This is a genomic window from Micromonospora sp. IBSANI012 (genome assembly GCF_052814045.1).
This window is the reverse complement of sequence record NZ_CP199933.1, coordinates 5209407-5231768: the sequence shown is the minus strand read 5'-3', so window position 1 is coordinate 5231768 and position 22362 is coordinate 5209407. Positions and strand designations below refer to the sequence as shown.

The 22362-nt window shown below is 73.1% G+C and carries 19 protein-coding genes; 14 read left to right on the top strand and 5 right to left on the bottom strand.

The window, feature by feature from the left end; all coding sequences use genetic code 11:
• The first annotated feature begins 33 nt into the window (after positions 1-33).
• Together ACTWM8_RS24110 and ACTWM8_RS24105 are read left to right on the top strand one after the other, a co-directional pair.
• The gene (locus ACTWM8_RS24110) at positions 34-1305 is read left to right on the top strand and encodes a bifunctional folylpolyglutamate synthase/dihydrofolate synthase (protein WP_446214655.1); all 1272 of its coding nucleotides are present in this window, start codon (positions 34-36) and stop codon (positions 1303-1305) included.
• A complete protein-coding gene (locus ACTWM8_RS24105) occupies positions 1302-1700 on the top strand; it encodes a DUF4233 domain-containing protein (RefSeq protein ID WP_446211007.1) in 399 nt (132 codons plus the stop codon). Before ACTWM8_RS24110 ends, ACTWM8_RS24105 begins: the two co-directional genes overlap by 4 nt.
• An 8-nt stretch (positions 1701-1708) precedes the next feature.
• Here ACTWM8_RS24105 and ACTWM8_RS24100 read toward each other — a convergent pair whose 3' ends face one another.
• Positions 1709-2992 carry a VOC family protein gene (locus tag ACTWM8_RS24100; protein WP_446211006.1) on the bottom strand — a complete coding sequence of 428 codons (1284 nt, stop codon included), beginning with the start codon at positions 2990-2992 and terminating at the stop codon, positions 1709-1711.
• 142 nt (positions 2993-3134) lie between these two features.
• On the opposite strand from ACTWM8_RS24100, the gene ndk reads away from it, so the two are divergent.
• Complete coding sequence (gene ndk / locus ACTWM8_RS24095) at positions 3135-3560, top strand: nucleoside-diphosphate kinase (protein ID WP_446211005.1); 426 nt, start codon at positions 3135-3137, stop codon at positions 3558-3560.
• 54 nt (positions 3561-3614) lie between these two features.
• On the opposite strand, the gene ACTWM8_RS24090 is transcribed toward ndk, so the two are convergent.
• The gene (locus ACTWM8_RS24090; protein WP_446211004.1) at positions 3615-4055 is read right to left on the bottom strand and encodes a carboxymuconolactone decarboxylase family protein; all 441 of its coding nucleotides are present in this window, start codon (positions 4053-4055) and stop codon (positions 3615-3617) included.
• Positions 4056-4524: 469 nt separating this feature from the next.
• Between ACTWM8_RS24090 and ileS the strand changes: the two genes are divergently transcribed.
• Both ileS and ACTWM8_RS24080 read left to right on the top strand, forming a co-directional pair.
• A complete protein-coding gene (gene ileS, locus ACTWM8_RS24085; protein ID WP_446211003.1) occupies positions 4525-7698 on the top strand; it encodes an isoleucine--tRNA ligase in 3174 nt (1057 codons plus the stop codon).
• A gap of 172 nt (positions 7699-7870) precedes the next feature.
• Positions 7871-8569, top strand: a complete 699-nt coding sequence (locus ACTWM8_RS24080; protein ID WP_446211002.1) for a lysophospholipid acyltransferase family protein — start codon at positions 7871-7873, stop codon at positions 8567-8569.
• 54 nt (positions 8570-8623) lie between these two features.
• Here ACTWM8_RS24080 and ACTWM8_RS24075 read toward each other — a convergent pair whose 3' ends face one another.
• Complete coding sequence (locus tag ACTWM8_RS24075) at positions 8624-10201, bottom strand: hypothetical protein (protein ID WP_446211001.1); 1578 nt, start codon at positions 10199-10201, stop codon at positions 8624-8626.
• A gap of 430 nt (positions 10202-10631) precedes the next feature.
• On the opposite strand from ACTWM8_RS24075, the gene ACTWM8_RS24070 reads away from it, so the two are divergent.
• The 8 genes from ACTWM8_RS24070 (at position 10632) to ACTWM8_RS24035 (ending at position 20145) form a co-directional block, all read left to right on the top strand.
• On the top strand, positions 10632-12617 hold the full coding sequence (locus ACTWM8_RS24070) for a TIGR03960 family B12-binding radical SAM protein (protein ID WP_446211000.1): 1986 nt from the start codon (positions 10632-10634) through the stop codon (positions 12615-12617).
• Positions 12618-12800: 183 nt separating this feature from the next.
• Positions 12801-13520 carry a TIGR03936 family radical SAM-associated protein gene (locus ACTWM8_RS24065; protein ID WP_446214654.1) on the top strand — a complete coding sequence of 240 codons (720 nt, stop codon included), beginning with the start codon at positions 12801-12803 and terminating at the stop codon, positions 13518-13520.
• Positions 13521-13652: 132 nt separating this feature from the next.
• A complete protein-coding gene (locus ACTWM8_RS24060) occupies positions 13653-16691 on the top strand; it encodes an Rne/Rng family ribonuclease (protein WP_446210999.1) in 3039 nt (1012 codons plus the stop codon).
• Positions 16692-16810: 119 nt separating this feature from the next.
• Positions 16811-17311 (top strand): hypothetical protein, encoded by a 501-nt coding sequence (locus ACTWM8_RS24055; RefSeq protein ID WP_346538653.1) that lies wholly within the window; start codon positions 16811-16813, stop codon positions 17309-17311.
• A 167-nt stretch (positions 17312-17478) separates the two neighbouring features.
• Positions 17479-17793 (top strand): 50S ribosomal protein L21, encoded by a 315-nt coding sequence (rplU, locus tag ACTWM8_RS24050; protein WP_088960746.1) that lies wholly within the window; start codon positions 17479-17481, stop codon positions 17791-17793.
• An 11-nt stretch (positions 17794-17804) separates the two neighbouring features.
• Positions 17805-18059 carry a 50S ribosomal protein L27 gene (gene rpmA / locus ACTWM8_RS24045; RefSeq protein WP_088975624.1) on the top strand — a complete coding sequence of 85 codons (255 nt, stop codon included), beginning with the start codon at positions 17805-17807 and terminating at the stop codon, positions 18057-18059.
• A gap of 90 nt (positions 18060-18149) precedes the next feature.
• Positions 18150-19625, top strand: coding sequence for a GTPase ObgE (obgE, locus tag ACTWM8_RS24040; protein ID WP_446210998.1), 1476 nt, complete (start codon positions 18150-18152; stop codon positions 19623-19625).
• 70 nt (positions 19626-19695) lie between these two features.
• Positions 19696-20145: a GNAT family N-acetyltransferase gene (locus tag ACTWM8_RS24035; RefSeq protein ID WP_446210997.1), complete on the top strand. Its 450-nt coding sequence runs from the start codon at positions 19696-19698 to the stop codon at positions 20143-20145.
• A 7-nt stretch (positions 20146-20152) separates the two neighbouring features.
• Here the strand turns inward: ACTWM8_RS24035 and ACTWM8_RS24030 are convergent, their stop codons facing one another.
• Positions 20153-20812 carry a DUF6766 family protein gene (locus ACTWM8_RS24030; RefSeq protein ID WP_446210996.1) on the bottom strand — a complete coding sequence of 220 codons (660 nt, stop codon included), beginning with the start codon at positions 20810-20812 and terminating at the stop codon, positions 20153-20155.
• A gap of 90 nt (positions 20813-20902) precedes the next feature.
• A complete protein-coding gene (locus tag ACTWM8_RS24025) occupies positions 20903-21385 on the bottom strand; it encodes a DUF4383 domain-containing protein (RefSeq protein WP_446210995.1) in 483 nt (160 codons plus the stop codon).
• Positions 21386-21581: 196 nt separating this feature from the next.
• Between ACTWM8_RS24025 and ACTWM8_RS24020 the strand changes: the two genes are divergently transcribed.
• Positions 21582-22361, top strand: a complete 780-nt coding sequence (locus ACTWM8_RS24020; protein WP_446210994.1) for a hypothetical protein — start codon at positions 21582-21584, stop codon at positions 22359-22361.
• Position 22362 lies beyond the last annotated feature (1 nt).

The following is a 22362-nucleotide window of genomic DNA, read 5'->3' as shown; positions in this document are numbered from 1 at the left end:
GACGCCGAGCTGGCCGCGCGGGGCTTCACCCGCATGGTCTTCGAGCTGGACCGCATCGAGTCCCTGCTCGACCTGCTCGGCAGCCCGCAGCGGGCGTACCCGTCGATCCACCTGACCGGGACCAACGGCAAGACCTCCACGGCCCGGATGATCGACTCGCTGCTGCGGGCCTTCGGCCTGCACACCGGCCGCTACACCAGCCCGCACCTGGAGACGGTGCGGGAGCGGATCGCCCTGGACGGGGAGCCGGTCAGCGAGGAACGCTTCGTCGCCACGTACCGCGAGGTGAAGCCGCTGGCCGAGCTGGTCGACCAGCGCTCGTCGGAGCCGCTGACCTACTTCGACATGACCACCGCGCTGGCCTTCGCCACCTTCGCCGACGCGCCCGTCGACGTCGCGGTGGTCGAGGTGGGGCTCGGCGGGGCCGAGGACGCCACCAACGTGCTTCAGGCCGGGGTGGCCGTGCTGACCCCGATCGGGCTGGACCACACCGAGTGGCTGGGCGACACCCTGGAGGACATCGCCCTGCACAAGGCCGGGATCATCCATCCCGGCGCCACGGTGATCTGCGCCGCGCAGGACGACGAGGCGGCCCGACCGATCCTGGAGCGCTGCCTCGAGGTCGGCGCGACCGTCGCCCGGGAGGGCACCGAGTTCGGCGTGCTGCGCCGGGCCGTCGCCGTCGGCGGGCAGGTGCTCACCATCCAGGGCCTCGGTGGCGTGTACGAGGAGGTGTTCATCCCGCTGCACGGCGCGCACCAGGCGCAGAACGCGGCGGTGGCGCTCGCCGCCGTCGAGGCGTTCCTGGGGGCCGGGACGAAGCGGCAGCTCGACGTGGAGGCCGTCCGGGAGGGCTTCGCCACGGCCAGCTCGCCGGGCCGGCTGGAGAAGGTGCGTACCGCCCCGACGATCCTGCTGGACGGGGCGCACAACCCGCACGGGATGACCGCCACGGTCACCGCGTTGCAGGAGGAGTTCGCGTTCAGCAAGCTGGTCGGCGTGCTCGCCGTGCTGGCCGACAAGGACGCGGGCAGCCTGCTGGAGCTGCTGGAGCCGGTGCTCGACACGGTGGTGGTGACCCGCAACAGCTCGCCCCGGACGATGCCGGCCGACGAACTGGCCGCGCTGGCGCGCGAGGTGTTCGGGCCGGATCGGGTGGAGGTCGCCGACGAGATGCCGGACGCCATCGAGGCGGCCGTCGCCGAGGCCGAGTCCGACGTGCCCGGTGAGCTGGCCGGGGTCGGGGTGCTGGTCACCGGCTCGGTGGTGACCGTGGCCGACGCCCGACGGCTGCTCAAGCGATGAGCGCCCCCGACGAGGACCGCCGCGACCCGGTCGCCGACCCGGGCGTGCCGGGGGAGCGGCGGTCCGGGCTGCGCAACCCCGACAAGGCGGTACGCGGCCTGGGCGCCGGGACGCTGGCCCTGGAGGCGCTGGTGCTGCTGCTCGCCATCCAGCCCATCCGGGTGGTCGGCGGCGACCTGAGCGGGGCGGCCATCGCGGCGATCGTGGCGCTGGCCGTCGTCTGCGTGGTGCTGGCCGGCCGGATGGGGCGGCCCTGGGCCTGGCAGGCGGGCACGGTGGTGCAGGGCCTGCTGCTGCTCTCCGGGCTGCTGCACTGGTCGCTGCTGGCGCTGGGGATCATCTTCGGGCTGGTCTGGGCGTACGCCCTGCACGTCCGCCGGGTCATCCTCGGCTGAGCCGGGGGTCAGGCGTCGGCGCGCTCCCGCCACTGGGTCAGCGCGATGCCGTGCCCGTCCGGGTCGCGGAAGGCGGCCGCCCAGACCTCCAGCTTGGTGCCCCGGTTGACCACCCGGGGCGCGTAGGTGAACTTCACCCCGGAGTCCTTCAGCCGCCGGTAGGCCGCGTCGATGTCGTCCACCTCCAGGTTGACGTGCACCAGCCGGCGGCTCATCGGGGCGGCGCCGGTGATCTCGCGCAGCACCAGGCGGGTGGCGCCGGAGGCGAGCACCGCGTTGCCGGAGCCCCGGTCGATCTCGCCGAAGCCCAGCGACCGGTAGAAGGCCAGCGACCGGGACAGGTCGGTGACCAGCAGGGTCAGCCCGACCCCGCTGATCGGGGCGCCCTGGTCGACCGGGTCCGCCGCCGGGTCGTACCCGAAGATCGCCTCGTCCAGTTCGTCGGGGTCGAGCCGGTCCCGGGGCTCCGGGTCGTCCAGCGGCACGTCCACCGGGTCGACCACCGGGGCGTCGAAGCGCTCGTCCACCGGCGGGCGGGGGGACGGGGTGGTGGCCGCCCGGCGCGGCAGCCCGCCGGCCGGCGGGGGCTCGACCAGGGTGCCCTCGAGCACCACCGGGCCGCCGGGGCGCTGGTGCACCACCACCGGTTCACGCTCGTCGGGCAGCACCACCGGCTCGGGGCGCAGCGGGTCGGCCGGGGGCGGGTCGCGGAACTCGTCGCGCAGGTCGTCGTGGAAGTCGTCGTGGAAGTCGTCGTCGGGCGTACGGCCGGCCCACGGCGGGGCCTCCTGGACGATGAGCACCTCGTCGACCGGCTCGGCGTCGGCGTACTCCGGCGGCAGGTCGACGGCGGCGGCGCTCTCCGCGTGGGTGGGCACCTCGTCCCAGAGCACCCGGACGTGCCGCTGGTCGTCCAGGGCCACCCGGATCGGCAGCGTCTGCCCCAGCGAGGGCCACTTGGACACCGGCACCCGCGGCTCGATGATCTTCTTGGAGCGGGGAGGCAGGCCCGGCGCGTCGATCACCAACTGCAGCTCGCAGCGGCCGAAGGCGTACTGGGTGGGTGGCTCGGAGGCGCTGTGCACGTGCCCGACGCCGATCACCCAGGTGCGTCCGCCGCCGCGGACGGTGGCCAGGGCGATCGCCAGCACCAGCAGGGCCACGCCGAGGGCCACGATCGCCCAGCTGGTCATGCCCAGCCCGAACAGGACCACGAACGTCGCCACGGTGCCGAGGACCGCGGCGATGAGCTTGCGTACCGGCGCGATGGTGCGGTTCCCGCCATTCGCCACAGTGGACCTCCCAGGGGTCAGGACCAGGCTAGGCGGGATCGGCGGCCGCTGGAAAGAGCAGCCGCCGCGCCGACGCCGGGACCGGGTCGCTAGGCTGACCGTACCCAGCCCGGCCGTCTTCCGCGCACAGGAGGAACTCAGCGTGTCCAGCAGCAGCCCGGATGAGCGCACGCTCGTACTGATCAAGCCCGACGCGGTCCGCCGCGGTCTGGTCGGCGAGATCATCTCCCGCTTCGAGCGCAAGGGCCTGCGGATCGACGCCATGGTGACGCGGACGATGGACGCCGCGCTGGCCGACCAGCACTACGCCGAGCACGTCGACAAGGCGTTCTACCCGCCGCTGAAGGACTTCATGACCAGCGGTCCGCTGGTCGCCCTGATCCTCTCCGGCGACCAGGTGATCGACGTGGTGCGCGGCCTGGTCGGCGCCACCGACGGCCGTCGGGCCGCCGCCGGCACCATCCGCGGCGACCTCTCCCTGTCCAACCGGGAGAACCTGGTGCACGCCTCGGACTCCACCGACAGCGCCAAGCGCGAGATCGGGCTCTGGTTCCCCGAGCTGGGCTGAACCGTCACGACGCCCGGGCCGGTGAACCGGCCCGGGCGTCGTCGTGTCCGGACCTCAGACCTCCAGCGGCGGCTGCGCCTGGCTGGTCACCGCGATCCGGTTCCACACGTTGATGGTGGCGATCGCCATCACCAGGTCGGCCAGTTCCTTCTCCGACCAGAGCTTCGCCGCGGCGTCCCACACCTCGTCGGGTACGCCGTGCTCGCCGAGCCGGGTGACGGCGTCGGTGAGCGCCAGCGCGGTGCGCTCCCGCTCGTCGAAGAAGGGCGCCTCCCGCCAGGCCGCCACCGCGAAGAGCCGCCGGCTCGACTCGCCGGCGTCCAGCGCGTCCCGGCTGTGCATGTCCACGCAGAACGAGCAGCCGTTCAGCATCGACGCGCGCAGCTTCACCAACTCCAGCGTCCGGTGGTCGACGTTCGCCCGGACGTACTTCTCCAGGCCCAGCACCGCCTGGTACGCCTCCGGCGCGACCTGGCCCACGTCGATCCGACTCATTGCGGCCTCCCTGTGTTCCGTCGGTTGCACGGACACGACGGGACCGCGGCCGGGGGCGTGACGGCGGCGGGCTGTGACGGTGGTCATGGCAGCTGCCCGGCGCAGGTCTGGGCCTCCCAGAGCGGGCTGACCGCGATCTTGGTGCGGGCCACGGTGGCCTCGTCGGGTGGACCCGGATCGCAGGCGGGAGAACTCGGCGGCGCTGCACACCGCCGGTCGAGTATCCTTGGCGACCGTAAGGCGATGACCCGGCCATCACCGGCGAGCCTCCGGAAGAACAGCCGGGTGACCGGCCCAGTAGAACCGGACGGGTCCGGCCCGTCACAGCCGGCCAACGAGCGGGCGGTCGCACCTCGACCGCCAAGCGGGGTGGTACCGCGGGCCGCTCGGGCACGCCGTCGAGGCGTACCCGGAAGGCTCGTCCTCGCAGACCACAGATGAGTGAGCTGCGCGAGGAGAGCGACCCCCGATGGCCTATCCGATGCACGACCCGACCGCCGCCGGTGTCCCGGCGAGCCCGGACCTGCCCGCGGTCGAGCGCCGGGTCCTGGAGCACTGGACGGCCGACAAGACCTTCGAGGCCAGCGTCGAGGCCCGCCCGGCCGGCACCGACGGCAAGAACGAGTACGTCTTCTACGACGGCCCGCCGTTCGCCAACGGCCTGCCGCACTACGGCCACCTCTTCACCGGGTACGTCAAGGACGTGGTGCCGCGCTACCAGACCATGCGCGGCCGGCACGTCGAGCGGCGCTTCGGCTGGGACTGCCACGGCCTGCCCGCCGAGGTGGTGGCCGAGAAGCAGCTCGGCATCACCAGCAAGGCGGAGATCCTCGACCTCGGCGTGGCCCGGTTCAACGAGGCCTGCCGCACCTCCGTGCTGGAGTTCACCCAGGACTGGGAGCGGTACGTCACCCGGCAGGCCCGCTGGGTCGACTTCGCCAACGACTACAAGACCCTCGACCTGGACTACATGGAAAGCGTCATGTGGGCCTTCAAGACCCTGCACGACAAGGGTCTGGTCTACGAGGGTTTCCGGGTGCTGGCGTACTGCTGGCGCTGCGAGACGCCGCTGTCGAACACCGAGACCCGGATGGACGACGTCTACCGGGACCGGCACGACCCGACCCTCTCGGTCTGGTTCGGGCTGACCCCCGACGAGTCCGCCCCCGAGCTGGTGCGCGGGCCGGTCCGGCTCGGTGTCTGGACCACCACGCCGTGGACCCTGCCGTCCAACCTGGCGCTCGCCGTCGGCCCGGACATCGAGTACGCGGTGCTGGAGCGCGACGGGGACCGCTACGTCGTCGGCGCCGCGCGGCTGGCCGCGTACGCCAAGGAGCTGGAGGGTTACGAGCAGGTCGGCACGGTGTACGGCCGGGACCTGGTCGGGCGCCGGTACGTCCCGCTCTACGACTTCCTGGTCGAGCAGGCCGGGGAGAACGCGTACCAGGTGCTCGGGGCGGACTTCGTCACCACCGAGGACGGCACCGGGATCGTCCACCTGGCTCCGGCTTTCGGCGAGGACGACCAGAACGTCTGCAACGCCGCCGGCATCCCGACCGTCGTCACCGTGGACGACCACACCCGGTTCACCGCGCTGGTGCCGCCGTACCAGGGCGAGCAGGTCTTCGACGTCAACAAGCCGGTGATCCGCGAACTCAAGGAGCGGGGGGTGGTGCTCAAGCAGGACACCTACACCCACTCGTACCCGCACTGCTGGCGCTGCGACACCCCGCTGGTCTACAAGGCGGTGTCGTCGTGGTTCGTCGCGGTGACCAAGTTCAAGGACCGGATGGTCGAGCTCAACCAGCAGATCAACTGGACGCCGGGGCACATCAAGGACGGCTCGTTCGGCAAGTGGCTGGCCAACGCCCGCGACTGGTCGATCAGCCGGAACCGGTTCTGGGGCTCGCCGATCCCGGCGTGGAAGTCCGACGACCCGAACTACCCGCGGCTGGACGTGTACGGCTCGCTGGCCGACATCGAGCGGGACTTCGGCGTACGCCTGACCGACCTGCACCGGCCGGCGGTGGACGAGCTGGTCCGGCCGAACCCGGACGACCCGACCGGGAAGTCCATGATGCGCCGGGTGCCGGAGGTGCTGGACTGCTGGTTCGAGTCCGGCTCGATGCCGTTCGCCCAGGTGCACTACCCGTTCGAGAACGCGGACTGGTTCGAGCACCACTACCCGGGCGACTTCATCGTCGAGTACATCGGGCAGACCCGCGGCTGGTTCTACACCATGCACGTGCTGGCCACCGCGCTGTTCGACCGGCCGGCGTTCCGCAACTGCCTCAGCCACGGCATCCTGCTCGGCTCGGACGGGCGCAAGATGTCCAAGAGCCTGCGCAACTACCCGGACGTCTACCACGTCTTCGACGCGTACGGCTCGGACGCGATGCGCTGGATGCTGATGTCCTCGCCGGTGCTGCGCGGCGGTGACATGGCGGTCACCGAGGCGGGCATCCGGGACGCCGTCCGGCAGGTGCTGCTGCCGCTCTGGAACGTCTGGTACTTCTTCTCGCTCTACGCCAACGCCGACGGCTACAGGGCGAAGCGGAGGACCGACGCTGAGCCGACGGGCGGCGGCGAAGCCGCCGGCAACCTGCTCGACCGGTACGTGCTGGCGAAGACGAACGAGCTGGTCGAGACGGTCCAGGGGCAGATGGAGGCGTACGACATCTCCGGCGCCTGCGCCACCGTCCGGTCCTACCTGGACGCGCTGACCAACTGGTACGTGCGTCGCTCCCGGGACCGGTTCTGGTCGGGCGACGCCGAGGCGTTCGACACCCTGTGGACGGTGCTGGAGACGCTCTGCCGGGTGGTGGCGCCGCTGGCGCCGCTGACCGCCGAGGAGATCTGGCGCGGCCTCACCGGCGAGCGGTCGGTGCACCTGACCGACTGGCCGTCTGCGCAGGAGTTCCCGGCCGACCACGAGCTGGTGTCCGCGATGGACAACGTGCGCGCGGTCGCCTCGGCGGCGCTGTCGCTGCGCAAGGCCAAGGGCCTGCGGGTGCGGCTGCCGCTGTCGAAGCTGACCGTGGCCTCCCCGGTCGCGGAGCAGCTGCGGCCCTTCGCCGATCTGGTCGCCGACGAGGTCAACGTGAAGGAGGTCGTCTTCTCCGACGAGGTGTCCGCGTACTGCCAGCAGGTGCTGACCGTGGTGCCGCGCGCGCTCGGCCCGCGGGTCGGCAAGGCGGTGCAGCAGGTGATCAAGGCGGTCAAGGCGGGGGAGTGGGAGCTGGTCGACGGCGCCCCGGTCGCCGCCGGCGTCACCCTGGCCGAGGGCGAGTACGAGCTGCGGCTGGTCGCCGCCGACGCCGAGCACTCCGCGCCGCTGCCCGGCGGCGAGGGCGTGGTCGTGCTGGACACCGAGGTCACCCCGGAGCTGGCCGCCGAGGGCCTGGCCCGGGACGTGGTCCGGGTCGTGCAGCAGGCCCGCCGGGACGCCGACCTGGACGTCTCGGACCGGATCGTGGTGTCGGTGTCGGCCTCCGACGAGGTGCGCGCGGCGGTGTCGGCGTACACCGACTTCGTGGCCCGGGAGGTGCTGGCCGACACGGTCGACTTCGCCGAGGGCGTCGACGGCTTCGCCGGCGAGGTCGGCGAGGGCGAGCGCGTGACGGTGGCCGTCCGCCGGGTATGAGGTAGTGCGGCGGTGGTGGTCCGGCGGTGTTTCGCCGGGCCGCCGCCACCGGCTCCGCCCGAGCCCCCGACCGGCCCGCTCACCAGCCGGCCGGCCCGCCACCCGCGCGGGGCCGCGTGGACCCGTCCGCTACCGTGACACCGCCTGTTCACGTACGACCGCCGGAGGACCAGTGCCCCTGCTCTACACCATCGGCAAGCTCACCGTGGCGCCCGCGCTCCGGCTGGCCTTCCGTCCGACCGTGGAGGGGTTGGAGCACATCCCGGAAACCGGTGGTGCGATCTTCGCGGGCAACCACCTCTCGGTCGCCGACGAGCTCTTCCTCGGCACCGTGGTCCCGCGGCACCTGGCCTTCTGGGCCAAGTCGGAGTACTTCAAGGGCACCGGGCCCAAGGGCGCCTTCTCCAAGTTCGTGCTCACCGGCCTGGGCGCCATCCCGGTCGAGCGGGCCGGCGGCCGGGCGGCGCTGTCCGCGTTCGACGCCGCCATCCCCGCGTTGCAGGGTGGCGACCTGGTCGCGGTCTATCCGGAGGGGACCCGCTCGCCCGACGGGCGGCTCTACCGGGGGCGGACCGGCACGGTCCGGCTGGCGGTGGCGGCCGGCGTGCCGATCATCCCGGTCGGCATGATCGGCACGGACAAGGCCCAGCCGATCGGCGCCCGGGTGCCCCGGCCCGGCCGCGCGAAGATCACCGTACGGTTCGGCAAGCCGCTGGACTTCACCGGTCGGTCCGACGACCGCACGTCGCTGCGGGCGATGACCGAGGAGCTGATGGCCGAGATCCAGAAGCTCACCGGCCAGGAGTACGTACCGCGCTACGCCCCGCCGCGCGCCCACCCGCCGTTGGCGGGGGAGCCCGGCGCCGTCTGACGCCGAGGCGCCTGCGCGGGCGCTGCTCGGGTCGCGACAGCTCCCCGGCGAACCTCAGGGCTGCGCCGGCGGCGGCGTGACGATCTGTTCCCGCAGGGTGTCCAGCAGGCTGGCGCTGTCGTCGACGGAGAGCCGGGTGAAGACGGCGGTGGTGATGCTGCCGTAGTCGACCGAGGTGCAGACCACCACGTCGGCGCCGTCCGACCGGCCGGTGGCGCACCGCTCGTACCGGCCGCGCACCCCGGTCTCGACCGCCTGGGGGGCGTCGAGCCGGTAGGTCTCGGTCAGCCGGGTCATCTCGTCGTCCGCGTCGGACTCCGGGTTGAACCGGAAGCCGGTGCCGCCGAACACGGTGACCCGCTTGCCGTCGCCGGTGCCGTAGACCCCGGCGAAGACATCCTCGGAGAGCAGGTTCGCCGCGCGTACCTCGGCCTTGAGCCGCTTGGCGGTGGCCTGGCTACGGGCGTCCTGCCGCAGCGTCAGGTCGGCCACCTGGCCGGGCAGCGCGGCGTCGGCCGGGTACTGCTCCCACATCGGCTTGCCGAACCAGGCCGGGCAACCGCAGCAGCAGACCAGGCTCAGCAGCAGCATCCAGGGCCAGCGCCGGCGACGCCGGACCGGCACCGGGACGTACCCGCGGGGCGCCTCCCACCCCGGTGGCGGGGTGACCGCCTTCGGGCGGCGGCCCCGGCGCTGCTTGGGCGGCGCGGGCGGCGGGGGAGGCGGCGGTGCCGGCCGGGACGGGGCGATCGGCGGCGGTGACACCGGGTGCGCGGCGGGCGGCGGGTACGGGCGGGACGGCGGCGGCGCGGCCTCGTAGGGCCGGGTGGCCGGGGGCGCGGCTTCGTACGGCCGGGTGAGCGGCGGCGCGGGGTAGGGCAGGGTCGGCGGGAGCGCGGGGAGGTGGTGGTGGTGCTCCAGCTCCCAGGAGCCGGTGTCCGCGCCCGCCCAGGGGTCCACCGGGGTGCGGTGTTCGGGCAGGTCGACCGGGGTGGGCGGGATGGGCGTGGGCTCCGCCGACTCGCCCCAGGCACGGCGACGCGGGGGCGGGGGCGGGACCGCCGCCGAACCGGTCCAGCGCGGCGCGGGCGGCTCCGGCTCAACCCGGGTCGGCTCCGGGGTGGCGGGCGCACCGGTGTCGACCCGGGTGGGCTCCGGGGTGGCGGCCGGCGAACCGGTGTCAGCCCGGCTGGGCTGCGGGGCCGCAGGCGCGCCGGTGTCTACCCGGGTGGGCTCCGGTCCGTCGGGCGCACGGGTGTCGAGCCCGGTGGGCTGTGCGGCGGGCGGTGCGGTGTCGATCCGGGTGGGCGGAGGTGCGTCGTCTGTCGGGGCGGCCTCGACCGGGGCTGACTCCGGGTCGTCGGGCCTCCGGCCCTCGGCGGGTGAGGTCGGCGCGGTGGGCTCGTCCGGGGACGCGGTGGCCGGCTCGGCCGCCGTCCGCTCCGGGTCGCCCGGGGCGGTGGCCCGGTCGGCGGGCAGCTCACGGGTGCCCTCGGGGCCCGTGCGGGGCCCGGCGTCGGCGGGTACGGGAGAGGGGGTCTGCTCCTCGGCGACGGCCGGCTCCCGGCCGACGTCGGTGACCGGGGGGCTCCCGTCGGCCGGCCGGTCCGCCCCCGGCTGGGGCTGCGGCATCGCGGCAATCTCCTCTCGCGCCGGTTGCGAGGTTAGTACCGGCATGCCACCAGCGACGAACCCGTCCACCGTCGGTCGCCCCCGGGCGACACCGGGTGAGGGTGCCGTAACGGGTCAGACCGGGCGCTCGGGCGCCGATAGCTTGACCAGTGCCGAGGTTGGGCGGTGGTCGCCGGGCGCGGGTGGTGCCGGTGGTAGGGGGCGGGGTGGTCGCGGGGGTTCAAGATCGGGTCGCATCTTTCCGAGTCCGAGCACGGCGTGTCGTCTCGGAAGATGCGACTGGATCATGGGGACCGGGCGGTGGGGGCGGAGGGGCTGCGCGGGGGGCGTTGACCTGGGCGGGGCAGGAGGCGCGCTTCGTGGGGTCCGTCGGGGATTGGCGGACGGTGCGGCGCGGTGGGTGGCTGGCGGGCGCGTACCCTTGGGCATCATGAGTGCCCCGTCCACGACGCCGCGCCCCGCCGCGGCCAATTCCGTCTGGCCCCAGCTGGAGCCGCTGCTGCCCCAGGTGACCAAGCCCATCCAGTACGTCGGTGGCGAGTTGGGTGCGGTGGTCAAGGACTGGGACGCGGCCACCGTGCGCTGGGCGCTGATGTATCCCGACGCGTACGAGGTCGGCCTGCCCAACCAGGGCGTGCAGATCCTCTACGAGGTGCTCAACGAGCTGCCCGACGTGCTCGCCGAGCGCACCTACGCGGTCTGGCCGGACCTGGAGAAGCTGATGCGCGCCCACGGCGTGCCGCAGTTCACCGTCGACGCGCACCGCTCGGTGCGCGACTTCGACGTGTTCGGCGTCTCGTTCTCCACCGAGCTGGGCTACACCAACCTGCTCACCGCGATCGACCTGGCCGGCATCCCGCTGCTCGCCGCCGACCGCACCGACGCCGACCCGGTGATCCTGGCCGGCGGGCACGCCGCGTTCAACCCGGAGCCGATCGCCGACTTCGTCGACGCCGCCGTGCTGGGCGACGGCGAGGAGGCGGTCCTGGAGATCACCACGATCGTCCGGGCGTGGAAGGCCGAGGGCTCCCCGGGCGGGCGCGACGAGCTGCTGCTGCGGCTGGCCCGCACCGAGAGCGTCTACGTGCCGCGCTTCTACGACGTGGACTACCTGCCCGACGGCCGGATCCAGCGGGTCGTGCCGAACCGGGCGGACGTGCCGTTCCGGGTGCACAAGCGCACGACGATGGACCTGGACGCCTGGCCGTACCCGAAGAAGCCCCTCGTGCCGCTCGCCGAGACCGTGCACGAGCGGTACGCGGTGGAGATCTTCCGGGGCTGCACCCGGGGCTGCCGGTTCTGCCAGGCCGGCATGATCACCCGCCCGGTCCGGGAGCGCTCGATCACCACCGTCGGCCAGATGGTCCGCGACGGGCTGGAGTTCTCCGGCTTCCACGAGGTGGGCCTGCTGTCGCTCTCCTCGGCCGACCACTCCGAGATCGGCGACATGTGCTCCGGCCTCGCCCAGCAGTACGAGGGCACCAACGTGTCCCTGTCGCTGCCGTCGACCCGGGTGGACGCGTTCAACATCGACCTGGCCCAGGAGCTGTCCCGCAACGGCCGGCGTACCGGCCTGACCTTCGCCCCGGAGGGCGGGTCGGAGCGGATCCGCAAGGTCATCAACAAGATGGTGTCGAAGGAAGACCTGATCCGCACCGTCGTCACCGCGTACACCAACGGCTGGCGGCAGGTGAAGCTGTACTTCATGTGCGGCCTGCCCACCGAGACCGACGACGACGTCCTCGAGATCGCCGACATGGCGCACGAGGTCATCAAGGCCGGCCGGGCCGCCACCGGTTCCAAGGACATCCGCTGCACCGTCTCCATCGGCGGCTTCGTGCCGAAGCCGCACACCCCGTTCCAGTGGGCCCCGATGGAGCGCCCGGAGGTCATCGACCACCGGCTCAAGATCCTCAAGCAGGCGATCAACTCGGATCGCTCGCTGGGCCGGGCGATCGGCTACCGCTACCACGACGGCGAGCCGTCGCTGATCGAGGGCCTGCTCAGCCGCGGTGACCGCCGGGTCGGCGCGGTGATCCGCAAGGTCTGGGAGAACGGCGGCCGGTTCGACGGCTGGAGCGAGCACTTCTCGTACCAGCGCTGGGTGGACGCCGCCGCCGAGGCACTGCCGACCTTCGGCGTGGACCTCGACTGGTACACCACCCGGGAGCGCGACGAGCTGGAGGTCCTGCCCTGGGATCACCTCGACTCGGGCCTGGACAAGGACTGGCTCTGGCAGGACTGGCAGGACTCGCTCTCCGAGTACGAGCAGGACGACTGCCGCTGGACCCCGTGCTTCGACTGCGGCGTCTGCCCGTCGATGGACACCGAGATCCAGATCGGCCCCACCGGCCGGAAGCTGCTCCCGCTCACCCCGGTCAACGGCCTGAAGGTCCCCACCGGCGCCCAGCAGTGACCGTACCGGGGCGGGTGCGCCGCGCGTGGGCGCGCCACCCGCCCCGCCCGGCGATCATGAAGTTATTGTCACCGGCATCCGTGACACCTTCATGACCGACCGGTCCTGACACCGAGGAGCACGACGATCAGCAAAAAACCACAGCCGGAGGGCGGGCAGGCGCCGGTCGTCCAGCGCGTCCGGATCCGGTACGCCAAGCGCGGCCCGCTCCGGTTCACCTCGCACCGGGACTTCGCCCGGGCCTTCGAGCGCGCGCTGCGCCGGGCCGGCGTCCCGATCGCCTTCTCCCAGGGCTTCACGCCGCACCCCAAGATCTCCTACGCCAGCGCGGCCCCCACCGGCGTCGCCAGCGAGGCGGAGTACCTCGAGATCGGCCTGCGCGAGCCGGTCGACCCGGACCAGCTGCGCGCCGCGCTGGACGCCGCGCTCTCGCCGGGGCTGGACGTGCTCGACGCGGTGGTCGCAGAGAGCGGCAGCCTGGCCGACCGGATCGAGGCCTCGCACTGGCGCATCGAGCTGCCCGAGGTCGAGCCGGCCGCGCTGCACCGCGCCGTCGCCGCCTTCACCGCCGCCGACGAGATCCAGGTCGAGCGGATGACCAAGCAGGGCCGGCGCACCTTCGACGCCCGGTCCGCCGTCATGCGTATCGATGTGGTGCCGCCCGCGGAGACGCCTTCCGGGGTACCGGACTCCGCGTGTGCGATACTCGAACTGGTCGTGCGGCAGGTCACCCCGTCCGTACGGCCCGATGACGTCCTTTCCGGCCTCCGCGTGGTGGCCGACCTGGTGCCGCCGGTCTCACCGAGGGTGATCCGGCTGGCGCAGGGCACGCTGACCGCGCAGGGCGCGATCGTGGATCCGTTGGACGCGGACCGCGACGGGGCAACCATCGGTGAGCACTGACCGACGGTCGGTGCTCTAGGCAGGCAGACTTCGGCGGTCGCGCACCTCGCGCGCCCGGCGGAAACACTTTTGCGGCAACCCTGCGTGGCAGCGCTCACCCGCGCCCGGGGCGGCCAGAACTGGAGAACGTCCATGCTCGAGAACGAGCCCGAGGGCGGCGAACGGACCGGCGCACAGCCGGCCGGCCAGACCGCCGACGCCACCGACAGCACCAGCGCCGAGGGTGCCGCCACCGACAGCGCCGCCGAGGCGGCGCCGAAGCGCCGGCGTACCACCCGGCGCAAGGCGGCCCCGCTGAGCCAGCCGGAGCAGGTCGAGGCGCCCGCCGAGGCGTCCGCGGCCGCGGCCTCCGCCACCGACGAGGCGCACGAGGCCGAGGTGCTGGCCCCGGTCGCCGGTGAACTGGACACCCCGCCCAAGACCACCCGTCGCCGGCGCAAGGCGACGCCCGCCAAGGCCGCCGAGGAGCCGGAGGTGGCCACCGGTGCCGAGGAGCCCTCGGCAGAGGTCGTCCCGCCGGTGAAGGTCACCCGTACCCGGCGCAAGAAGGCCGCCGCCCCGGCGGCCGCCGAGCCGGCCGCCGAGACCCCGGCCGCGCCGGCCGAGGCCGCCGCGCCGATGGTCGAGCCGGCCGAGGAGGAGGAGCCCGCCGTCGAGGCGGCGGCGCCCACCGAGCCCACCGCGGTCGACGAGGCCGAGGCCGCCGAGGCCGCCGAGGCCGCCACCGAGGAGGCCCGGCCGGGTGCCGCCGAGCCGGCCGTCGCCACCTCCGACGCCGAGAGCCGGGCCGGCGAGGTCCCGCCCGGTGTCGCGGTGCCCGGCGGCGAGTCGGCGGAGGTCGCGCCGGAGCCGCGTACCCGCCGTCGGCGGGCCGCGCTCTCCGCGCCCACCGTGCTGTTCATGGCCCCGCTGCCCGAGGAGCTGCCGGCCGTCCGCGTGGTCGAGCCCGGCCCGGCGGCGGCCGAGGAGGCCGTCGAGGAGCCGGCCGAGACCGGTCGCCGGCGTCGCCGCGGTCGCCGCGAGGTCGAGCCGGTCGAGGTGCTCGAGGTCGAGGAGGAGCCCACCGGCGAGGCCGAGGAGGCCGCCGAGGCCGAGGAAGAGGACGAGGACGAGAGCGCGGCGGCCCGCCGTCGCCGTCGTCGTGGTCGCCGGGGCCGCGGTCGCGGCAAGGGCGGCGCCGAGGACAGCGACGAGGAGGAGGCCGAGGAGGCCGTCCAGGCCGAGGGCGGCGAGGCCGAGGAGCCCGATGAAGAGGAGGGCGAGGGCGACGGGCTGACCCGCCGCCGGCGCCGTCGTCGCCGCCGGGGCGCCGGGGACGTCGAGGGCGGCGCCGAGGACGGCGTGCCCACCGTGGTCAAGATCCGCGAGCCGCGCAAGGCCGTCGACGAGGTGCAGGGCGTCTCCGGCTCGACCCGGCTGGAGGCCAAGCGCCAGCGCCGTCGGGACGGCCGCGAGCAGCGCCGGACCCGGCCGCCGATCCTCAGCGAGTCGGAGTTCCTGGCCCGCCGGGAGGCGGTCGACCGGGTGATGGCGGTACGCCAGCGCGGCGACCGCACCCAGATCGCCGTTCTGGAGGACGGCGTGCTGGTCGAGCACTACGTCACCCGCAACTCCTCCGGCACCATGGCCGGCAACGTCTACCTCGGCAAGGTGCAGAACGTCCTGCCCAGCATGGAGGCGGCCTTCGTCGACGTCGGGCGCGGCCGCAACGCCGTGCTGTACGCCGGTGAGGTCAACTGGGACGTGAGCGGACTGGAGGGGCGGGCCCGCTCGATCGAGCAGGCGCTGCGCTCCGGCGACTCGGTGCTGGTGCAGGTGACGAAGGACCCGATCGGGCACAAGGGCGCCCGGCTGACCAGCCACATCGCGCTCTCCGGCCGGCACCTGGTCTACGTGCCGAACGGCAACGCCTCGGGCATCAGCCGCAAGCTGCCGGACAACGAGCGCAAGCGGCTGCGGGACGTGCTGAAGAAGCTGGTGCCGGACGGCGCCGGCGTGATCGTCCGGACCGCCGCCGAGGGGGCGAGCGAGGACGAGCTGGCCCGCGACGTCAAGCGGCTGCAGGCCCAGTGGGAGGACATCCAGGCCAAGGCGGCCGAAGGTGGTGCCCCGGTGCTGCTCTACGAGGAGCCGGACCTGGTCATCCGGGTCGTCCGGGACCTGTTCAACGAGGACTTCCGCGAGCTGGTCATCGAGGGCGAGCAGTCGTACGACATGGTCGAGTCGTACCTGTCGCACGTCTCGCCCGACCTGGTCGCCCGGCTGCGCCGGCACGTCGGCGCCACCGACATCTTCGCCGAGTACCGGATCGACGAGCAGATCATCAAGGGGCTGGACCGGAAGGTCTTCCTCCCCTCCGGCGGGTCGCTGGTCATCGACCGCACCGAGGCGATGACCGTCATCGACGTCAACACCGGCAAGTACACCGGCTCTGGGGGCAACCTCGAGGAGACGGTCACCCGCAACAACCTGGAGGCGGCCGAGGAGATCGTGCGCCAGCTCCGGCTGCGCGACATCGGCGGCATCGTGGTGATCGACTTCATCGACATGGTGCTGGAGTCGAACCGTGAGCTGGTGCTGCGCCGGCTGACCGAGTGCCTGGGCCGGGACCGGACCAAGCACCAGGTCACCGAGATCACCTCGCTCGGCCTGGTGCAGATGACCCGCAAGCGGATCGGCGCGGGCCTGCTGGAGGCGTTCAGCGAGACCTGCGAGTGCTGCAAGGGCCGCGGCCTGATCATCCACACCGAGCCGGTGCCGGAGAAGCCGCGTGCCGGCGCCGGCGCGGGGGAGAAGGTCAAGGCGGTCGCCTCCTCGGTGGCCGCCGCCCCGGCGACCGAGCAGACCGGCGGGCCGTCGCGGCGGCGCTCGCGCAAGGCCGCCGCCGCGCCGGAGCGCATGGTGGTGGAGACCACCGAGGCCGCCGACGTGGACCGGGTGGCCGAGGCGGAGGCCGAGTACCACGACACGATGGGCTACGACCTGTCCCGGTACGAGACGGAGACGCCGGCCGCGCCGGCGGTCGCCGACAGCCTGGAGGGTGAGTCGGCCCGGCTGGCCGGGGTGGACGACCCGGACGCGCTGGGCGACACCGAGGAGGAGAGCGGCGAGGGCGGCACCGGCCGGCGCCGGTCCCGCCGCGGCGGCCCCCGTCGGCGGACCCGCCCGTGACCGGCTGACCAGCCCGACGTTTCGCGGGGCCCCTTCCGTGGCGACAGTGCCGGCGGGAGGGGCCCTGTCGCGTTCTCCGGCCCCGGCTACGATCGGTCACCCCCGGCTAGGAGAAGACAATGCGCCGCCTGCTCGCCGCCACCCTGGTGACCGCCGTCCTGCTGACCGGCTCCGGCTGCTCCGGCGACCGGTCCGACGAGGCCGCCCCGGCCACCCCCGGCCCGTCCACCGGGCCGTCGGCCACCTCGACCGTGCTGCCGTCCGCCCCGGTCAGCGTCGCCCCGGCGGGAGGCAACGGGCCGCAGGTCTGCGCCGCCGCCGAGCAGGCCTCCTCGGCGGCCGTGCGGACGTACGTCGAGGAACTGGGCAAGATGATCGCCGCGGTCGGCGCGAACGACAGCACCGGGGCGGAAACCGCCCGGAAACGGGCAGAGTCGGCGCTGACCAGCTGGCGGTCGGCGCTGCAGGAGCAGTCCGCCCGGGCCACCGACCCGCAGTTGAAGACCCTGCTCACCGACCTGGCCACCGAGGTCGGCACGCTCGGCGCCGACGTCGAGTCGATCGACGAGACCGAGCTCGACCGCCTCCAGCAGCGCCTCGACCAGCTCTGCGGGCGCTGACCGGCGGGCCCGGTTTGGGTGTCACCCGGTCCATGGCGTACGCTTGCCTGCGGCGCACTTTGGTGTGCCGAGTTCCCGCGTGCCCGCGCCGCCGGTGTCACTGCTACCCGGCGAGTCGCCGTGGGAACGACCAGCCAGCAGCCTCAACGACAGGGAGTCCGCCTCCGATGTACGCGATCGTCAAGACCGGCGGCAAGCAGTACAAGGTCGCCGAGGGCGACGTGATCGAGGTCGAGAAGCTCGCCGGTGCCCCCGGCGACGCGGTGAAGCTCACCGCGGTGCTCCTCGTCGACGGTGACGACCTGGTGACCGACGCGGCGAAGCTTGCCTCGGTCGCGGTGTCCGGCGAGATCGCCGCGCACACCAAGGGCCCGAAGATCCGGATCCACAAGTTCAAGAACAAGACCGGCTACCACAAGCGCCAGGGTCACCGCCAGCCGCTGACCCAGGTCAAGGTGACCGGCATCTCCAGCGGGAAGTAGGTCGTCCTCCAATGGCTCACAAAAAGGGTGCGTCCAGCTCGCGTAACGGTCGTGACTCCGCGGCCCAGCGACTCGGCGTGAAGCGCTTCGGTGGTCAGGTTGTCAGCGCGGGTGAGATCCTCATCCGTCAGCGGGGCACCAAGTTCCACCCCGGTGACCTGGTCGGCCGCGGCGGAGACGACACGCTCTTCGCGCTGGCTGCCGGTGCGGTCCAGTTCGGCACCAAGCGCGGTCGCAAGACCGTCAGCATCGTGCCGCAGCAGTAATTCTCCGGCGAAGCGGGCCGCGGACCTCGGGTCCCGGCCCGCTTCGTCTTTTCGCGTGCGGGGGCGTACCCCGCTGGAAGGATTGGCGTCGTGACGACGTTCGTTGACCGGGTCGTCCTGCACATGCAGGCCGGCGACGGCGGGCACGGCTGTGCCTCGATCCACCGGGAGAAGTTCAAGCCGTTCGGCGGCCCGGACGGGGGCAACGGCGGGCACGGCGGCAGCGTGTCGCTGGTGGTCGACCCGCAGGTGACCACGCTGCTCGACTTCCACTTCCGCCCGCACCTGAAGGCCGAGAACGGCAAGGGCGGGGCCGGATCGAACCGCGACGGCGCCAACGGCCACGACCTGGTGATCAAGGTGCCGAACGGCACCGTGGTGCAGACCATCGACGGCGAGGTGCTGGCCGACCTGGTCGGCGTGGGCACCACCTTCGAGGCGGCGCGGGGCGGTCGCGGCGGTCGCGGCAACGCGTCGCTGGCCAACGCCCGGCGCAAGGCTCCCGGCTTCGCCGAGCTGGGCGAGCCGGGCGACCGGCTGGACGTGGTGCTGGAGCTCAAGAGCGTCGCCGATGTCGGCCTGGTGGGCTTCCCGTCCGCCGGCAAGTCGTCGCTGATCGCGGTGATCTCCGCCGCCAAGCCGAAGATCGCCGACTACCCGTTCACCACGCTGGTGCCCAACCTGGGCGTGGTCCGGGTCGACAACCACACCTTCACCGTCGCCGACGTGCCGGGCCTGATCCCGGGCGCGGCCACCGGCCGGGGGCTGGGGCTGGAGTTCCTCCGCCACGTCGAGCGCTGCGCCGTGCTGGTGCACGTGGTCGACACCGCGACGCTGGAGCCGGGCCGCGACCCGCTCGCCGACATCGACGCCATCGAGTCCGAGCTCACCCAGTACGGCGGCCTCGCCGACCGGCCGCGGCTGGTCGCCCTCAACAAGATCGACGTACCGGACGGGCGGGACCTCGCCGAGATCGTCCGGCCGGACCTGGAGGCGCGCGGCTTCCGGGTGTTCGAGGTCTCCACGGCCACCCGCGAAGGGCTCAAGGAGCTGATGTTCGCGATGGCCGAGGTGGTCGAGCAGAGCCGCCAGGCGGCTCCGCCGGCCGAGCCGACCCGGATCGTCATCCGCCCGAAGGCGGTGGACGACGCCGGCTTCACCATCGACGTGGAGGAGGACGGCTCCTTCACGGTGCGCGGTGTCCGGCCCGAGCGCTGGGTCCGGCAGACGAACTTCGACAACGACGAGGCGATCGGCTTCCTCGCCGACCGGCTCGCCCGCCTCGGCGTCGAGGAGAAGCTCGCCAAGGTCGGCGCCAAGCCGGGCGACCTGGTGCGCATCGGCGAGCGGGAGTTCGACTGGCAGCCCACCCTCTACGCCGGCGTCGACTTCGTGCCCGGCAACCGGGGCACGGACGTGCGGCTGGAGGAGAAGTCGGCCCGGGCCTCGGCCGCGGAGCGGCTGGCCGCCCGCAAGGCGCGCCGGCAGCGCCCCGCCGACGAGCTGGAGGCCGGCGGCCTGGACGCGGACCTCTCCGACGACCTGGACGACGACGACCTCGAATAGCTCGGTCATGTCCGTGTCCGGGTCGTTCGCCGGAAACCTCCGTGAAATCGACCCGGCATAGCGTGGTCGGATGCTGATCGAGTCCCGTCCTTCCACCGACCCGGAGATCGACGCCCTCGTCGTCGCCCAGCAGCGTGAGCTGCGCGAGGCCGACGGCGGACTGGACGGGCAGGTCACCGTCGCGCACGACGACATCCGCTACCTCGCGGTGGTCGTCGACGGCCGGGCGGTGGCCTGCGGCGGGATCCAGTCGCTGGATGCCGCCACCGGGGAACTCAAGCGGATGTACGTCCGTCCCGCGTACCGGGGCAGGGGTATCGCCCGGCAGTTGCTGACCGCGCTGGAGGAGTTGGCCTTCCAGCGGGGTCACTCGGTGGTGTGCCTGGAGACCGGGGTGTACCTGCCGGCCGCGATCGGGCTCTACACCTCGTGCGGGTACGAGCCGATCCCGGTCTACGGCGAGTACGTCGACAACCCGTACAGCGTCTGCTTCGCCAAGCGCCTGCCGGTCGCCGCCTGAGGGTGGGTCAGGCGCCGGTCTGGGCGTGCTCCACGGTGACCGGCTTCGACTCCGGCGACCCGTGCTGGCGCAGGACGATGCTCAGCAGGATCAGCGCGCCGACGGCCAGGAACTCGCTCTGCCAGTTCTGCATGGACTGGAACCAGAAGTCGCTGGTGCCGAGGAACTGCCAGGCGCTGATCGGGGCGGCACCGCTCTGCAGCGCCTGCTCCTCGTTGTACTGGGCCGCGCCGCCGAGCAGGTGGCCGACGAACGAGCCGGCGAAGATCAGCAGCAGGGCCAGCGAGAGGCTGTTGCGGTAGACCATCAGCGGCAGGCCACCGACCCGCGCGGGCCACGGTGAGTCCGGGCCGGCCCGGCGCTCGTCGTCCTCCGGGCGGTCGGTCTGGCCCTCCGGCTTCGACTCGGCCGACCCCCGCTGCACCAGGTATGCGGTGAGCAGCACGTAGCCGCCCATCTGGAGGAACTCCGACTCCCAGTTCTCGAAGACGGACTCGGCGAAGTGCCCCGTGCCCAGGTACGCCAGCCAGCCGATCGGCTGGGCCCCGTACTCCGCCAGTTCCTCGTTGTGGGTCTGCCACCCGAAGACGCTCTGCAGCGACAGGAAGACGAAGAAGGCGCCCAGCATGGCGATGCTCAGCGCGTTGTTCCTGATCCACCGCGGCATCGTGACCTCCTCGTCCTGTGCCTGACGCTTCGGTGCCCGGTTCCGCCAAGGATCAAACTCGGACACGCCGGGCGCTCCGGGCGGCCTGCCTCAGGGGCGGTCGATCGGGGTGTCCAGCCGCCCGCCCGTGCCCGCGTCTTTGGAGAGCAGCAGCCCGAGGGTGAGCATGCCGAAGCCGAGCCCCAGGTGCAGCCAGTTGTCGGCGCCGTTGAGCGGGATGAAGTTGGCCACGGCGTCCCGGTCGAGCAGGAAGCCGTACAGCCAGAGCCCCAGGTAGGCGGCGCCGCCGCCGGCCAGGAACAGCCGGGCGCCGGCCACCCGGCGGGCCATCACCAGCCCGGCCAGCCCGAAGAGCAGGTGCAGCAGGTTGTGCAGGATCGACACCCGGAACACGCCGAACAGCTTCGCGAGCGAGTGGTGACCGGCGAAGGCCAGGTCGTCGTACCCGGTGGTGACGCCCGGGACGAAGCCGAGCACCCCGAGCAGCAGGAAGATCACGGCCACCACGAGCGCGACCAGCTGGACCCGGGGTTTCGGCCCGGCCGTGCCACGCCCGCGCACGTCTCGTGCCATCGATGTCACCTCCACGCAGCAGCTGCCGGTCACAGCCGGACGATCCTCAATTCTGTAGCCATCTGGACACGGACCGTAGAGAAATGGCGAATCAGGCATGGACCCGACGACCGGGGGTAGTCAAAGGCTGCGCCGATGTGACGGTCGGCGATCCCCCGAGCGCAGAGCCGCACGAGTGCCGAGCGGAAGGAAAACCATGACTTACGATCTCTCATCCTCGTCCTCCACCTACGAGAGCGAGCAGAACAACGGCGGTGGCGTCCGCGACCAGGCCCGCCAGGTCGGCGCCGAGGCCGCCAACGCGGGTGGCGCGGTCGCGCAGACCGCCAAGGAGCAGGGTCGCGAGGTGGTCGACGAGACCAAGCGGCAGGCCCGCAGCCTCTACGGCGAGGCCCGCAACCAGCTCGCCAGCCAGACGGGCGCGCAGCAGCGCCGCGCGGCCGGCGGGCTCCGCTCGCTGGCCGACGAGATGCGCTCGATGGCGCAGAACGGCGGCGCGGGCGGCCCGGTGACCGAGCTGGCCCACCAGGCGGCCGACCGGGTGCACGGCGTGGCCGGCTGGCTGGAGGAGCGCGAGCCGGGTGACCTGCTCAACGAGGTCAAGACCTACGCCCGCCGCAACCCGGGCACCTTCCTGGTCGGGGCCGCCCTGCTGGGCGTGCTCGCCGGCCGGCTGACCAAGGGCATCACCTCCGCCGGCGACGACCAGACCGGCAGCCACGGCCTGTACGGCGGCGGCTACGCCGACCCGGACCGTACCGCGGTCATCCCGACTCCGCCCGTGCAGCGCGCGGTGCCGAACGGCGGCTACCTCGACCCGACCCCGGGCTACTCCGGCACGGCCTACCCGGACAACGGCGGCACCACCAGCTACGCCGACCCGGCGGGCGGCACGGGCCAGCCGCTGCCCCCGGTGACCCAGACCGACCCGCTGCCGGGCGTGCCGTCCAGCGGCACCGGCACCCCGCGTCCGTGAG

Excerpts from the sequence above, each read along its gene's own strand:
- ACTWM8_RS24110 (WP_446214655.1), top strand. The coding sequence starts at position 34 with ATGGTCTTCGAGCTGGACCGCATCGAGTCCCTGCTCGACCTGCTCGGC.
- ACTWM8_RS24105 (WP_446211007.1), top strand. The coding sequence starts at position 1,302 with ATGAGCGCCCCCGACGAGGACCGCCGCGACCCGGTCGCCGACCCGGGC.
- ACTWM8_RS24090 (WP_446211004.1), bottom strand. The coding sequence starts at position 4,055 with ATGAGTCGGATCGACGTGGGCCAGGTCGCGCCGGAGGCGTACCAGGCG.
- ileS (WP_446211003.1), top strand. The coding sequence starts at position 4,525 with ATGGCCTATCCGATGCACGACCCGACCGCCGCCGGTGTCCCGGCGAGC.
- ACTWM8_RS24075 (WP_446211001.1), bottom strand. The coding sequence starts at position 10,201 with ATGCCGCAGCCCCAGCCGGGGGCGGACCGGCCGGCCGACGGGAGCCCC.
- ACTWM8_RS24070 (WP_446211000.1), top strand. The coding sequence starts at position 10,632 with ATGAGTGCCCCGTCCACGACGCCGCGCCCCGCCGCGGCCAATTCCGTC.
- ACTWM8_RS24060 (WP_446210999.1), top strand. The coding sequence starts at position 13,653 with ATGCTCGAGAACGAGCCCGAGGGCGGCGAACGGACCGGCGCACAGCCG.
- ACTWM8_RS24055 (WP_346538653.1), top strand. The coding sequence starts at position 16,811 with ATGCGCCGCCTGCTCGCCGCCACCCTGGTGACCGCCGTCCTGCTGACC.
- rplU (WP_088960746.1), top strand. The coding sequence starts at position 17,479 with ATGTACGCGATCGTCAAGACCGGCGGCAAGCAGTACAAGGTCGCCGAG.
- rpmA (WP_088975624.1), top strand. The coding sequence starts at position 17,805 with ATGGCTCACAAAAAGGGTGCGTCCAGCTCGCGTAACGGTCGTGACTCC.
- ACTWM8_RS24035 (WP_446210997.1), top strand. The coding sequence starts at position 19,696 with ATGCTGATCGAGTCCCGTCCTTCCACCGACCCGGAGATCGACGCCCTC.
- ACTWM8_RS24030 (WP_446210996.1), bottom strand. The coding sequence starts at position 20,812 with ATGCCGCGGTGGATCAGGAACAACGCGCTGAGCATCGCCATGCTGGGC.
- ACTWM8_RS24025 (WP_446210995.1), bottom strand. The coding sequence starts at position 21,385 with ATGGCACGAGACGTGCGCGGGCGTGGCACGGCCGGGCCGAAACCCCGG.
- ACTWM8_RS24020 (WP_446210994.1), top strand. The coding sequence starts at position 21,582 with ATGACTTACGATCTCTCATCCTCGTCCTCCACCTACGAGAGCGAGCAG.